The following is a 12709-nucleotide window of genomic DNA, read 5'->3' as shown; positions in this document are numbered from 1 at the left end:
CAAGAGGCCCGTGAAAGCCGACATCCAACGCGAACTGATACCGCGCGACGACACTGTCCACCTTATCGGCGCGCTCAACGCGATGAAGGACAAACTACTCGATGCCGCCCAGCAGTGGGAGCTGCTGGACGAGAGTGGGCACGTCCCGGCCGCGCCCTCCTACACCGCGCTGCTCCAGCATGCCGCCGACGCGCAGGACCTCTCCCGCGACGTCCTCCGTCGGACTGCTGACTTCGCCCGGAGCCCGCACAGCACGACCCGCGCCGGCAGTGCCGTCCTCACCCATCTCGCCACGGCGGCCACCATGTCGAGCCACGCAGCACCGCACTTCACCGAGACCGCGGAGGGCTCCCTGTCCCTGCCACGGTCCTCCCACCCAACCGACCAGCACTACCTCAAGAACCGCATGGTCATCGATCACGCCTCGGCGCGAGCGTTCCTGCGGCGCACGTCGGAATCACTCCGCGACGCGGCCAAGGAACTCGACGACCACCTCGGCTTCCACCGATTCCTCTCGACGCTCACCCCTCGGGAAAGCCCTGCGCTTCCACCGCCCCGGCCGAGCGGCCGCCACCGCTAGCCCGCCTCGAAGAACCGGCATCACCACCTCAAGGAGTCCCCTGAACCGCCCCGCTCATTTCAGCGACGCCGACTGGGCCGAGTACCAGCAGTGCCAGGCCGAGCACGATGACCTCATGGCGCAGGTCGCCGAACGCGAAGCCCAGATGGAACACGACCTGATCGCCTCCTACGACGAGTACGAATTCGACTTCACCCCGGCCCCGGAGCCCAGCCCCGCCCACCGGACACCACCGCCGCACCGCACGCCCGCCTCCCGCAGGAGGAGCCGTGGGCGCTGACGACGAAACCACCCGTGCCGGCAACCGCACGGCCCCGCTCGCGCCGCTTCCCGACCATCGCAATGCGGCCACCCCGTGGTGGCAGGAGCTCTGGCGCCGCCACGCGCACATCACCACGCCACTGCGGCAGCGTGGGCTGGAGTGCGACATCGAGTTCGGCCTCAGCGCGTACATCGTGCGCGTATCGCTCCCCGACGACAGCTACTTGATCATCAGTCCGCCGCAGGAGCCCCCCTCCGACCGCCCGCCAGGAAGCCCGGAGGGCTGGATCGCGACCCGTGAACACCCGGACGACCAGGCGCTGTTCGAGGTCGTCTACGACTCGGCTTCATCCGCCGACCCTGGCGCCCCCCAACGGCCCGAGGCTCGCCACGGCGGCAACGTCCAGCCCCTGATCGAGACGATCGACCATCGCCTTGCCCAGCTCGGGCTGCTGCCGAATCCCGTTGCATCGGCCGGAGGCCGGAGCGCGCTCCCAGCTACGCCGACGCTCCACGCGCCCGAAGTCCCGGACGTCCCCGACTCCGCCGGCCGCGCCTCCGTCTACGTCTACGTCTACGGCGACGCGCTCCGCGCTCTGACTGACCGGCTCAACGGAGCCGAGTCGCATGCGGAGGCCGCTGCCTTCCTGCACCAGATCCTGGAGCCCAGCGACGGCCTGCTGGCACAGCTCGGGGAGTTCTTCGAAGCGGCCAGGGAGAAGGCCAAGGAAGCCGAGGAGGACGACGGCTTCGACTTGTCCTACGACCTCGCCGACGCCGCCGCCGAGATCCGCAACCTCGGCGAGGTGCTGCACGTGGCCGAGGACCGGATGCGGGCACTGACCCCGCTCATGCCGGCCCCGCGGCTCACGTCCACCCCGGGGCGTCCGCCGTCCCTTCCCCCGCGAGCCCTCCCGGCGGCACTGCCGCGGCACACGCGCTGACGCCGGACCACCGCCTCCTTCCAGGAACACATGACCTCACCCCGCACCGACCTGTCCGCCTTCGCTACCGGTCTGGCCGCCCGTCTGCCCGGCACCTGGACCAGCGAGTACCAGCGCCACGCGCAGTACGCGGACCAGTTCCCCCGCACCGACAAACTCTGGGACACCGGCCACGTCGACTACATCGTCAGCCAGTACGTCCTCACCCACGACGCCGTGCTCCACGGGCCCGCCGACCAGCGGCTGTACGTCACCGACCGGCCCCGCTACCCGCACCAGTTCGTCGTCGCCCCGCTCGCCCCCGACGGCCCGCACATCACGCCCCACCACTTCGCCGCAGTCGAGGAACCCAACGGCATCGCCGTTCCCAAGGACCCCGCGCGGGCGGCGGCACAAGTCACCCGACGGGTGCTGCCCCACTATGAACAGGCCCTGCAAGAGGTCCTCGACAACGCGGCGGCCCAGCCCGACCCCCCGCACCGGCTCGGCACGCCACAGGTCGACCAGGTCCTCACCCTGACCCTGTACAGCGACGGAGCCCTCGGCGCGCCGTACGAGAGCGTGCCGGTCGATGCACGCATGACGCTGTACGCCCACGGATTCCAGTACCACCCGCACCAAGCAGCGTTCCTCCTGCCCACCGCCTACGGGGACAGCGGTCGCGCCCTGCGCGTCCACAGCGTGGTTCAACAGCTCACAGCCAAGGGCATCGGCGTGAACCTGCGCCACTCGGCGCCCACCACCAGCGCCGCCCTTCCGCCAGCGTCACCGAAGGCCACACCCTCGGCCGGCCGTACGCGCTGACCCACTCCCCGCCTGCAGATCCTTGGAGCCTCCATCCGCATCGCCCGACGCACCCTGCCGCTGTTCGCCAGCGCAGCCTGCCTCACCCTGGCACTCACCGGCTGCACCACCGACCACGGCACCTCCGACGCCAAGCCGGCTCCCGGCGCCAGCACCGCCCCGAAGCCGACGGCCGCCCTCAGCGCCGCCCAGGCCCGCGACGTCATCACCCACTACTCGAAGATCAACAACGAGGCCAACGCCGACGGTAACCGGCGCCTGCTCGACACGGTCGAGGACGGCCCGCTGTACGCGATGTCCGTCTCGGACTACACCGAGACCGAAGGACTTCCCGCGGCGGACCGCAAGCCGTACAAGCCGTGGTCCTACGACTCCGCGAACGCCAAGCTGTACATCCCGCGCCTGGTCGCCGGGCAGGACCGCTGGTTCGCCGCCGCGCTCTCGGACCAGAAGGGCAAGGCCCCCTCGCGTCTGGGCGTGTTCGCCGAACAGCCCCAGCACAAGCGCTGGGAGCTGGTGTCCGTCGTCGACCTCGACGGCCAGAAACTGCCCGACATCGCCCTCGACCGGGACGGATACGCGACGGCCGTCGCCGCCGACGGCAACAAGCAGCTGGCAGCCGGCGCCGACCTGCTGCGCACAGGCGTGCTCGACAACTTCGCCACCGGAGGCGCGAACAGCGGGACGAAGGTCTTCGCGCCGACCAAGGCGAGCAAGCAGCAGATCGAGGTCCACGACAAGACCGGCACCCGCTACGGGAACCAGGGCACCACCGTATTCGCCGGCGCCGCCAACCGCTACAAGGACGCCTACGCCCTCAAGACCACCGACGGCGGCGCGTTGATCCTCTTCTCCCACACCCACACCCAGACCGACGCCGTCGCGCACTCCGGCCTGCAGATCAACCCCGGCAAGGACGACCGAGCGTGGCTCCACGACGTGCCCCGCACCTCCATCACGTACACGTTCGTATGCAACGACGCCGCCACCGTCCCCGCGAAGGCCGAGCCGTCCCGACTGATCGGCTACACCTGCGCCCGCACCGACGCCTCCGGCCCCCCAGTCGCCTCCTGGTCGGACCGCGCTTAGACGCGTCCCCTCCCACGCGGCACACACCACCTTGATGGCCGTCGAACGTCCCCAGCCCCTTACCCGATGCGGAGAAGTCCCTGTCCACACGTTCCTTCATCGCCCGCCCCACCGGCACGGGGTACAGCGGCATCCACGTCCAGCTCGACGGCGTGCCCAGCCACCACCTGCCCCTGCTCCTGGCCGCCTACCAGCACAAGTTCGGGCGCGACGTGGAGGCCATGTCCCGTCACCTCATCGACGACGTCGCCGTCGGCTGGGACGAGCTGGGCACCGACCTCCTCGACGGCGCACCGCCCATGCTCGTGGCCGAGCTGACCGGCGGCGAGCACTGGCCCAGCCGCACGCTCGATCACTTGATCACCCCGAACGGCTCCCCGCCGGTACGTATGACAGTCACCGACGAGACCGCCGACGCGCAGGACATCCAGTGGGGCTACGTCCTGCACCAGCAGGGCATCGAGGTGATCAGCCTCCTGCACGAGGACATCGGCCCGCTTGTCGACTGGGCCATCGACCCGCGCACCGCCTTCAACGACCACCCGGCAGCGTGGTCCTCCCTCGACCCCGCGCCGGCCATCCGGGCATCGCGCAGCACGCCGCCCCCGAGCGCTCCCGCCGCATCCCCGGCGAAGGCCGGCGCCCCGCGCCCCGCCACGCGCCGCTAGTTTCCCCTCGTCTTCCCGGAGCCTTCCCTGCCCCCGCACACCACGCCCCTGATCACCGTCGTCATCGCCAGCCGCCTGCGCGAAGACCGGCTCGACTACCTGACCGCCATGCACGCCAGCCTCACCCGGCAGTCCGTGGGTTGGGAGGCCATAATCGCGCTCGACGGTGCTTCAACTGATCGTCTGCCTGCCCCGCTCGCGCAGGACCCCCGCGTCCGCACCCTTGCTCTGCCCCGCCCGGTCGGCGCCGCCTGCGCCAGGAATCTGGCCCTCGCCCACGTTCGAACCCGGTATACGAACTGGGCGGACGACGATGACGAGTTCACCGACGACGCCATGTCCGTACGGCTGAACACCCTGGAATCGACCGGGGTCGGCTGGTGTGCGGGCTGGAGCGAGGACCAGTACCCCGACGGCTCGACCACCTTGTGGCGCTGCCCCACCCCGCCCAGCCGCCACTGATGGCGCTTCCTGAAAACGACCACCCGCTACTCGGGGGTGGCCCCAGACGTGCTCAGTGGATCTCCCCACCCACTCGGCACCTGACCTGCGGACGGGCGCCAGAAGGGAGGGGCCGCCCGATAGCCAGCCAGGTCCAGGGGCGGGACGGACTGTCCAGGGTGGGCGAAGCCCAGCGCGTAGCGCCGCCGCAGGCGCCCTTGACCGGCCGGCACGGCCCGCACACTCCACGAGTGGGCGGCCCCGGCCGACAACATGCGCGACGCTCGCTGAAACTCCCCACTCGGTTGAACGCCGGAGCGAGTGGAGCGACGAGCGGCACTGGCCGTTTTCAGAGATCCCCATCACCACGAGGCCGGCGACGTGTGGACCTACTGGAAGTCCCCGGCGGGCACCATCCCCATCGGGCCGACCACGATCCTCGCCCGCACCGACCTCGTACGCGCCGCACCGATGGGCGGCCTCGTCCAGGGCGAGGACTACTGCGCGGCCCTCGGCGTGACCACTCTCGCGCCCGGAATCCTGCTGCCGGTCCCCGTGTACAGATACCGCAAATGGGGCGGGCAGATGACAGCCCAGGTCGGATACGACCAGCTGGAGGCGGCGGCCCGGGAGCATGCCTGGCAGTACGGCCGCAGCCTGCGCGCCGTCCTGCGCAGCGGCGGGGACCTGGTCCATGGCTGAGGCGCAGATCATCCTGTCGCACAGCCGGGATTCGCATCGTCGCCATCGCCTCGGGTGAGCAGTACCCGTGGGCGCACACCGCCCTCACGGAGAGCGGCTTTCGGCGGGACGACGACGGCGTCTACCACCTGCCCGCGGACGGCAACCAGACCACCGTGGTCGACCTGGTCAAGTGCGCGAAACGGCACCGCACCAGCGTGCACACAAGCAGCCGGCGCTTCATCGGCGACGCCACCCGCGACCTCGCGCGCCAACTGCCCGGCCAGTGGAACACGTCGGTCGACATCTATTCCCACCCCGCCTGGCAGGAAGACCTCGTGCCCTGGATCTGGGACAGCGGCGAACTCGGCCGCGCCCTCCAGAGGGAGCGGATCCCCTACGCCGCCACGCTCACCGACACGGTGAACGGCACCACGCTGCTGTTCGTCGAACGCCCCGGCCGCCAACTCGACTATCTAGTCGGCGCCTTCGCCCCCGAAGGGCTCGAAGAGGGCTACGGCGATCCGCACGCACCGCGCAGCATCGCCCTGCCGCCGTTCGCCGGACGGGCGGCCCAGGCCGTCGCCGACCGGTACCTCCCCTCCTACGAGCAGGCCGTCCACGCCCGCCGGACCTCGGCCATCGCCGCCGTACTCGGGGGCATCCGCTCCGAACACGACACCTGGCAGGCCATGGTCGCCTCCGGCCGCTACAGCGACGCCACCCCGCTGAGCGCCGCCGCCCTCGGCGCCGCGACCGAGGAATTCCTCGACCACTCCTGGCGCCGCTTCCTCACCGTCGTCGACCACGCCCCGACGCTGATCGACCGGTGCCGTCCCGCCAGCAGCCCGTGGCCCGACGACGCCGCGACGCTCTCCCGCCTGGCCGACGCCATCACCGATACCGAGACCCTGCTCCACGAGGTGGTCCACGGCGGTCCTATGCCGTCGCAGGAACTCAACGCCCGCGCGTGGCCGGCCATCGAGACCTGGCTCACCGACGGCGAGATCTTCCTTCGCCAGGCCCGCGTGAGCGCACCCCACCGCCGCCCCGCCCTCCCCGTCTCCGCCCAGTACGCCCCCTTACCGCAGCCCGTCCCATGCACCGCAGCCACTGACCGCTCCACCCCGACAACGTGAGGAGAACCTCGCCCCCTTGCAACCCGGCACCCACTTCGCCTTCGGCGACCACGAGGAACACGGTTTCGTCGCCTCCTTCACCTCCTCCCTGCCCGCGCACCTCGCCCACTGGTACCTGGAGCGCGAGCAGTTCGAGCCCGTCCCCGATCAACCCGGGCTGTACCGGCTCAGCGAGCCCGAGCGGGACGGTCCCCGCCGGACCCGTCAGGCCGTCCACGATCTTCGCCGCCAGGGTTTCACTGTGCAGGCCGACATTCGCCTCAACCCGGCTATTTCCGCCAGCCCACCACGCCCAGTCCGGGCGAACGGACTCCTGGAGCGCCGCAGCCGTCTCGCCGAGGCCGCCGCCGGCCGAACGACTCAGCGTCGCGCCACACCGCCCACCACCTCCCTGCCGTCGGCCCGGCCGATCCCGCCGAAGCCCACCTACGCACCGACCGTCCACCTGACGGCCTCGGGCGGCGGGCGGTCCCGATGACGCCCGCAAGCAACCCGGACCCCGACGGCCCGCTGCCGGTGGCACCGAACTCGCCAACGCTGCACGCGATTTCCCGCTGCGGATGGCGGTCATCGACCGCGAGACCGAGACCGCGCTCGACATGACACGCGACCGCTGCGGCCGCATCGTCCACGCAAGCGCCGCGGCAGCGGCTCGAGCCCAGCGCGACAAGGCTGCGGTGGAGGCGTACACCACGCACCTCGCCCCGCACGCCGACGCTCTGCTCGATGCCGCCCGCCGTGCGCTCGACGAGCTGCCGCCTACCCGGCACCTGGCCGCGTGGCGGGCCGTGCTGGACGGCCTGGCCGCCTCCGCCACCGAGATCCGCCGGGCCCTCGACCGGCCGGCCGCCCCCGGCTCCCAGGCCGAACCCGCGCAGCACTCGGCCCTGTGGCCGCACCTCACCGCATGGGCGGATCACAGCTTCATCGCCAGCAACCTCGCCGACCAGAGCGATGGCCAGCACCACAAGGCTCCGCTGACCGAAGAGGAACAGCGGATGTGGACCGAGCGAGCTCAGGCTGCGCAGAGGCGAGGCGAGCTGGAGCTGACCGAGTCGTGGTACGCCGCCGACGGGCAGCCGATCACCCTCGCCCACCTGGTCGAAGACGACGACTCGACGCTGGTCGCGCTGCGAGGAGACCCGGACGCACCGGGCTGGCAGGTGATCGGGCACTACGCCCACGAATACGAGGCAGGGCAGTCACTACCCGCCCCGGTCCCGCCCGGCGTGCTGCGCGCCGATGTCTCAGGGTTCAACCGGCCCGAGCCCGCCCCCGAGATCTCGCTGCAGGAACTCACCCGCGACGTCGTCGAGGCCCACCACGCCGGTGACGCGTCCAACGCGCTCCTCAGTGCAACCCAGCGCGGATACGACGCAGGGCCGATGGTCCGTCTCCAAGAACTCCTGGAAACGAGCAGCCAGTTCGCCAGCGCGCTGGAGACCGTCCAGGGCCGCCAGATCGCCGCCCGCTTCTCGGCGATCGGCCGGCAGGTTGAGTTCCTCACCCGCGAAGTCGAAGAAGCGGCCGAGGACCTCGGCGCGACCGTCGCCGTCCTGCCGCCGCACCGCACCCCCGTGCTGCGCGTCCGCCCGTGCCCCACCTTCCGGCCGCCCTACTCAACTCGGCCCTCCTGGTAGCCCTGCCACTGTCCGGACCGTACGGCGGACCGGGCCTCGCCACGGCTATCGTCGTCGCCGGCGGTCTGAACCACGCCTCCGCTGGAGGCCGGGCTGCGGGCGCTGTGGCCGAGCGTGCTGCCCGACCCCCGGCTGCGGCACGCCGCGCTCGCGCTCGACACCGGCACGCAGGGCCTGCTGTACATCGTCGGCCCGCTGCTCGTGGCCGCGCTCGCCTCCGTGTACAACCCCGCCGTCGCGCTCGCTGTCACCACGGCCCTCGGCCTGGCCGGCACCGCTGCGGTCGCCCTGGCGCCGCCATCGCGACGTTGGCGACCCGAAGGGTTCGAGGGCCAGGACGCTTCCCAGGCCCAGCAGTTGGCCACTCCCGCCGTGTTGCTGTTGTTCGGCTCCCTCACCGGTATCGGGTTCGCGATCGGAGCGATGAACGTGTGGTCCATCGCCATGGCCGAGCACCACCACCAGGACATGGTCTCGGGCATCATCCCTGCCGCGTTCTCGACCGGCAGCTTCCTCGGCGGCCTCATCTACGGAAGCCGCACCTGGTCGGGCACCACCACCAGACGACTGATCATCGCCACAGGCGCGTTTCTGGCCGGGTGGCTCCCGCTCTTTGCCCTTCCGGGCCCGTATGCGGCCATCGCCGCGGTCACCGTGCCCGGTGCGTTCCTGACCATCGTGGTCGCCTGCGCCTACGTCACCACCGACGCCCTCACTCCGGCGGGCCGTACCAGCGAGGCGTACGCGTGGCTGATCCTCGCGATCGGCGCCGGGCAGTCCGTCGGCACCGCCCTCGCCGGACGCCTCGCCGAGCAGCCTCTCGCCAGCGCTGCGCTCCCCGCCGCCGGCGCGGCCTTCGCTCTCACTGTCCTTCTCGCCGGGCGCCGACGTCTCGGCCCCACCGGACAGCGGCAGCGCGGCCGACACTGCCGCCCGCTCCGAGGCCGGCACAAGACGCCCTGATCAGGGCGCAACACCCCTACTTTCCAACCCTTCTGAGGAGATCCATTTATGGCCGTCCGTACGCAGTGGACCGTGGAGCACGTGTGCTCCCACCAGGTGGTTCATGACCTGTCCAACCGTCCTGCCGACAAGCGGGCCGGATTCGCCCGCTGGCTCGCGGCGAAGGACTGCTCCGACTGCTGGAAGGCGGCACGCGACGCCGATACCGAGTCCAAGGAGGAGTGGCTCGCGGCCAAGCGCTCCGCCGAGCAGGAGGCGGCCGCCGCGTGGGCGAAGCAGTTCGACATGCCGCAGTTGGAAGGCCCGGAGAAGGCCATGGACTGGGGCGAGCGCTCCCGCCACCAGCTGATGACGGCCGCGCACACCGCGCTGGTCGTGGAGGGGAGTTGGGACGAGGCGGACTGGGCGGAGCTGGAGGAGAAGGCCCGCGCCATCACCCGCGCCGGGTGGTGGATCGACCAGCGCGACGCAGAGGGCACTGACCTGCTCGAACTCCTCGACGCAGCCACCGAGGCGGACCGCGGGACGGAGAACCCGTTCCGCTGATCGCGGCGGAACATAGCCGGGAAACGCCGGTTAGCCAAACCGGCGTTCCTCCGGACCATTGTTCCTCCCACCCCGCCACCGATTGCGTGGAAGGAACCGAACCGCATGTCCCAGCCCCCGCCCACCTCGGCCTTCGCGCCGACACCCGACCCGCTCACCCCCGACCGGGACATCACGCACCAGCACTTCCAGGCCGGTGACACCGTCGTCGTCCTCAAGGGGGTGGCCGACGGTGAACTGTGGGGAGACGCGATGCGCGTCGTCGCCCCGTCCTGGCACACCCCGACCGACGAGGACGGATGGCGGCTGCGGGATGCGACCGGCGGATCCCAGTCCTACGTCACCGGCCATCCCCGCTACCTCGTGCACCTCTCGCGCCGCTGCCCGGACTGCCTGATCTACCTGCGAGCCATGGAGGACGCTCTCCTGCCGCGGTACGTCGGCCGCAACGAGCTGATCGACTGCGGCTGGTACACCACCACCGCCCTCAACCAGTTGGTGCACATCGCCGACATCCGGGGCGGCCGGTGATTCCCCGCCTCCATCAGCGGACCCACGCTCCGCACGACTCGCTCGCCGAGGCTCTGGGGCGGCCGGTCTCGCCGAACGAGGGCCTGACGGAGTACACGGTCGTCGCCCACTGGCCGGGCCTGGATTACTTCACCCTGGACGACGAGCAGAGGACCTGGACGTCCCTCCAGTGGGCCGAGCACCTCGAAGACCCGTACCTGGAGCATCCGTTCGCCGCCAGCCCGGATGATGACCGGCGGGCGATCCTCCACCTCGTCGTCCGGCTTCACCCGGACGACCGGGAGCTGACCGGCCCCGAGTGGGCAGAAGCCGCCCACCGGCTCGCGCGGGCCGCCGGTATCGAGATTCCCGGCAAGGAGGACGGCTGCCGGTGGATCGCCGTTCAGGCCCAGTCCGGACGCCTCGATGTGATCGCCAACCTGATCCACGTCGACGGCGCGTGGCCACCCCCGCCCGCGGATATCCTGCGGCGCCTCTCGGACGAGGCGCGCCGCATCGAGCAGGACCTCCACCTGATCCCCGTCCGCACCGGCCCCACGGCGCGACCCGCCATCCGTATGGCGCCCACGGCGTCGGCCCAGCTCGCGAGCGTCCTCACGCAGCTCGCCGACGAGCAGGCCGGTCCACTTGCCACGGTCCGCGGACTGGTCGAGCACACCGCGCACCGGATCGCCCGCCAGCCCGGCGCCGCCGGCACCGATGTGGCGCACCGCCTGGAGCTGATTGCCCGCCGCCTCCACGCCATCCAGCAGGACCTGGACAGCACCGCAGCGCGCCTGGTCCAGCCGCGGGTCGCCGCCGTGCCGCCCGCCGTCCGGCGCACCGCTCACCGATCGCCGTAGGAGAAACGTCTCGTTGCCCCGTACCGACCGCTTCCTGGACATCCGCCGTGACCCGCACTCCGACGAACTCCTCGCCCGCGGCGGGGACTCCGAGGCGCACAGCGTCCTGCAGCGCGCGGGTTTCATCGCTGTCGTCCGCGTCCACGAGACCTACCACCGCGCCCCCACCGGCCTCACCGGCCTCACCGAGGAAGACGAGTCCCGTCTCGCCACCGACGCAGTCGCCCGCCTCCGGGTCGCCGGGTACCACGTCGACTGCGAAGAGGACTTCGACACTGGTTCCCGTCGGGCCAGTTACCTGCCGCTGAGCTCCTCCGTCGCCCATATTGCCGAGCGCATTCGCGAGGCCACCACCACGGAAGAGGCGGCCGACGCCCTGATCGAGCTGACCGCCGCCCACGACGGCATCCTCGCCGCGCTGGACGAAGTCCTCACCGCCACCGCCGACTTCCACGACGGGCTCGGCCAGGCGGCCGACCCTTACATCGCACGGCGGTTGCGCTACCTCGCCGACGAGCACCTTCGCGTCATCCGCACCGACCTCGCCGACACCCGCAACACGCTCGCCGACCGGCACGCACCCCACCCCTGCCGCAGCACCTGCAGCGGGGAGGTCCCCGCCACCGAACGCGAGCGCTCCGCCGTGTGCGCCTGCCCGCCCCCGCCGCGCACGCTCCCGGCTCCGCCGCCCCCGGTGGCCGCCGGACTGCGTCGCTGACTCCCACCTCGCCCAAGGACACCATGCACGACCACGACACCTCCGAGCGCCTTTCCTCGTACGCCGACGTCCTCGCCAGCGAACTCCCCGACAGCTGGTCCAGCTCCCACCTGCCGGCCGACGCCAAGGACGATCTCGCCGAACTCTCCGACCGCATCTGGGATCTGGACCTGGTCGCCGCCTCCCTCGCCGAGCACCCGCTCCAGCAGGCCGCCGTCCTGAGCCGCCCGGACGGCGCCCAGCTTGTCGTCCTTAACCGGCATGACGAGCGCGACGGATTCCTCATCGCCGCCGTCGCCCCCCCCCGCCCTGCCCGACGAGGCGTACCGCGCCGTCCCCGAGCCCAACGGCATCGCCCTGGCGGACGACCCGTTCCTGAGCGCCGAGCAGGTCGCCGGCGACCTGCTCGCCCGCTACGACAGCGCGCTCGCCCAGGTCCGGCACAACGCCCTGGGCGGCATCCAGCCCTCCCAGCCGGACCGGGTCCTCCTGACCTGGCAGCAGGACGGCAGCGTCGCCACCGCCCCCGTCGACGACCGTGCTGGCGCCGTCCTCGTGGCCAACGGCTTCGTCCAGGACCCGCAGAGCGGCATCTACCGCCTCAACGGCGACGACACCCAGGCGCAGGCGCGCGCCCTGCGCGAGATCGGCCTGCGGCTCGACCGGCTCGGCATCGGCACCGCCCTGCAGCACCCCGCAGGCCGGACCGCGCCCACCTCCGCCCCAGCTTCCATGCCGCCGGCCCCGGCCGGCACCCGCACGCCGACCACCAGGGCTCGATGAAGCAGACGGAGCCCGACTTCTGGGTGCTGGAGTACGTCACCATCACCAAGGCCCAACCGCCGTTGACCCCGAAGAGAGG

At 71.5% G+C, this 12709-nt stretch carries 14 protein-coding genes and 3 pseudogenes; all 17 read left to right on the top strand.

What is annotated here, in order from left to right:
- The first annotated feature begins 10 nt into the window (after positions 1-10).
- The 17 genes and pseudogenes from OG507_RS32130 (at position 11) to OG507_RS32050 (ending at position 12630) form a co-directional block, all read left to right on the top strand.
- The gene (locus OG507_RS32130; RefSeq protein WP_327370604.1) at positions 11-580 is read left to right on the top strand and encodes a hypothetical protein; all 570 of its coding nucleotides are present in this window, start codon (positions 11-13) and stop codon (positions 578-580) included.
- Between the two features lie 115 nt (positions 581-695).
- Complete coding sequence (locus OG507_RS32125) at positions 696-860, top strand: hypothetical protein (protein ID WP_327370603.1); 165 nt, start codon at positions 696-698, stop codon at positions 858-860.
- The gene (locus tag OG507_RS32120; RefSeq protein WP_327370602.1) at positions 850-1785 is read left to right on the top strand and encodes a hypothetical protein; all 936 of its coding nucleotides are present in this window, start codon (positions 850-852) and stop codon (positions 1783-1785) included. The genes OG507_RS32125 and OG507_RS32120 overlap by 11 nt, the downstream gene beginning before the upstream one ends.
- A gap of 30 nt (positions 1786-1815) precedes the next feature.
- The gene (locus tag OG507_RS32115) at positions 1816-2589 is read left to right on the top strand and encodes a hypothetical protein (protein ID WP_327370601.1); all 774 of its coding nucleotides are present in this window, start codon (positions 1816-1818) and stop codon (positions 2587-2589) included.
- A 294-nt stretch (positions 2590-2883) separates the two neighbouring features.
- On the top strand, positions 2884-3678 hold the full coding sequence (locus OG507_RS32110) for a hypothetical protein (RefSeq protein ID WP_327370600.1): 795 nt from the start codon (positions 2884-2886) through the stop codon (positions 3676-3678).
- A 152-nt stretch (positions 3679-3830) separates the two neighbouring features.
- The gene (locus OG507_RS32105; protein WP_327370599.1) at positions 3831-4346 is read left to right on the top strand and encodes a hypothetical protein; all 516 of its coding nucleotides are present in this window, start codon (positions 3831-3833) and stop codon (positions 4344-4346) included.
- Positions 4347-4394: 48 nt separating this feature from the next.
- Positions 4395-4805: pseudogene (locus OG507_RS32100) on the top strand (glycosyltransferase family 2 protein); the annotation flags it as partial.
- A 348-nt stretch (positions 4806-5153) separates the two neighbouring features.
- Positions 5154-5489: pseudogene (locus tag OG507_RS32095) on the top strand (glycosyltransferase); the annotation flags it as partial.
- Between the two features lie 197 nt (positions 5490-5686).
- Entirely contained in the window at positions 5687-6607 is a 921-nt protein-coding gene (locus tag OG507_RS32090) for a hypothetical protein (RefSeq protein WP_327370598.1), read from the top strand.
- Between the two features lie 16 nt (positions 6608-6623).
- The gene (locus OG507_RS32085; protein ID WP_327370597.1) at positions 6624-7085 is read left to right on the top strand and encodes a hypothetical protein; all 462 of its coding nucleotides are present in this window, start codon (positions 6624-6626) and stop codon (positions 7083-7085) included.
- Between the two features lie 82 nt (positions 7086-7167).
- Positions 7168-8247: a hypothetical protein gene (locus OG507_RS32080; RefSeq protein WP_327370596.1), complete on the top strand. Its 1080-nt coding sequence runs from the start codon at positions 7168-7170 to the stop codon at positions 8245-8247.
- A 114-nt stretch (positions 8248-8361) separates the two neighbouring features.
- A complete protein-coding gene (locus tag OG507_RS32075) occupies positions 8362-9210 on the top strand; it encodes an MFS transporter (RefSeq protein ID WP_327370595.1) in 849 nt (282 codons plus the stop codon).
- Positions 9211-9258: 48 nt separating this feature from the next.
- On the top strand, positions 9259-9756 hold the full coding sequence (locus tag OG507_RS32070; protein WP_327370594.1) for a hypothetical protein: 498 nt from the start codon (positions 9259-9261) through the stop codon (positions 9754-9756).
- Positions 9757-9861: 105 nt separating this feature from the next.
- On the top strand, positions 9862-10287 hold the full coding sequence (locus tag OG507_RS32065; protein ID WP_327370592.1) for a hypothetical protein: 426 nt from the start codon (positions 9862-9864) through the stop codon (positions 10285-10287).
- Positions 10284-11129 (top strand): relaxase/mobilization nuclease, encoded by an 846-nt coding sequence (locus tag OG507_RS32060; RefSeq protein ID WP_327370591.1) that lies wholly within the window; start codon positions 10284-10286, stop codon positions 11127-11129. The genes OG507_RS32065 and OG507_RS32060 overlap by 4 nt, the downstream gene beginning before the upstream one ends.
- A gap of 13 nt (positions 11130-11142) precedes the next feature.
- Entirely contained in the window at positions 11143-11847 is a 705-nt protein-coding gene (locus tag OG507_RS32055; RefSeq protein ID WP_327370590.1) for a hypothetical protein, read from the top strand.
- Positions 11848-11870: 23 nt separating this feature from the next.
- Positions 11871-12630: pseudogene (locus OG507_RS32050) on the top strand (hypothetical protein).
- The last annotated feature ends 79 nt before the right edge of the window (positions 12631-12709 follow it).

It is taken from the genome of Streptomyces sp. NBC_01217, from assembly GCF_035994185.1.
Taxonomy (GTDB): Bacteria; Actinomycetota; Actinomycetes; order Streptomycetales; family Streptomycetaceae; genus Streptomyces.
Note: the sequence above shows the minus strand (reverse complement) of the source record. Positions and strands in the feature narration are given on the sequence as shown.

Bases quoted from the DNA above. Each gene is read 5' to 3' on its own strand.
- OG507_RS32115 (WP_327370601.1), top strand. From the start codon at position 1,816: ATGACCTCACCCCGCACCGACCTGTCCGCCTTCGCTACCGGTCTGGCC.
- OG507_RS32080 (WP_327370596.1), top strand. From the start codon at position 7,168: ATGGCGGTCATCGACCGCGAGACCGAGACCGCGCTCGACATGACACGC.
- OG507_RS32110 (WP_327370600.1), top strand. From the start codon at position 2,884: ATGTCCGTCTCGGACTACACCGAGACCGAAGGACTTCCCGCGGCGGAC.
- OG507_RS32070 (WP_327370594.1), top strand. From the start codon at position 9,259: ATGGCCGTCCGTACGCAGTGGACCGTGGAGCACGTGTGCTCCCACCAG.
- OG507_RS32065 (WP_327370592.1), top strand. From the start codon at position 9,862: ATGTCCCAGCCCCCGCCCACCTCGGCCTTCGCGCCGACACCCGACCCG.
- OG507_RS32125 (WP_327370603.1), top strand. From the start codon at position 696: ATGGCGCAGGTCGCCGAACGCGAAGCCCAGATGGAACACGACCTGATC.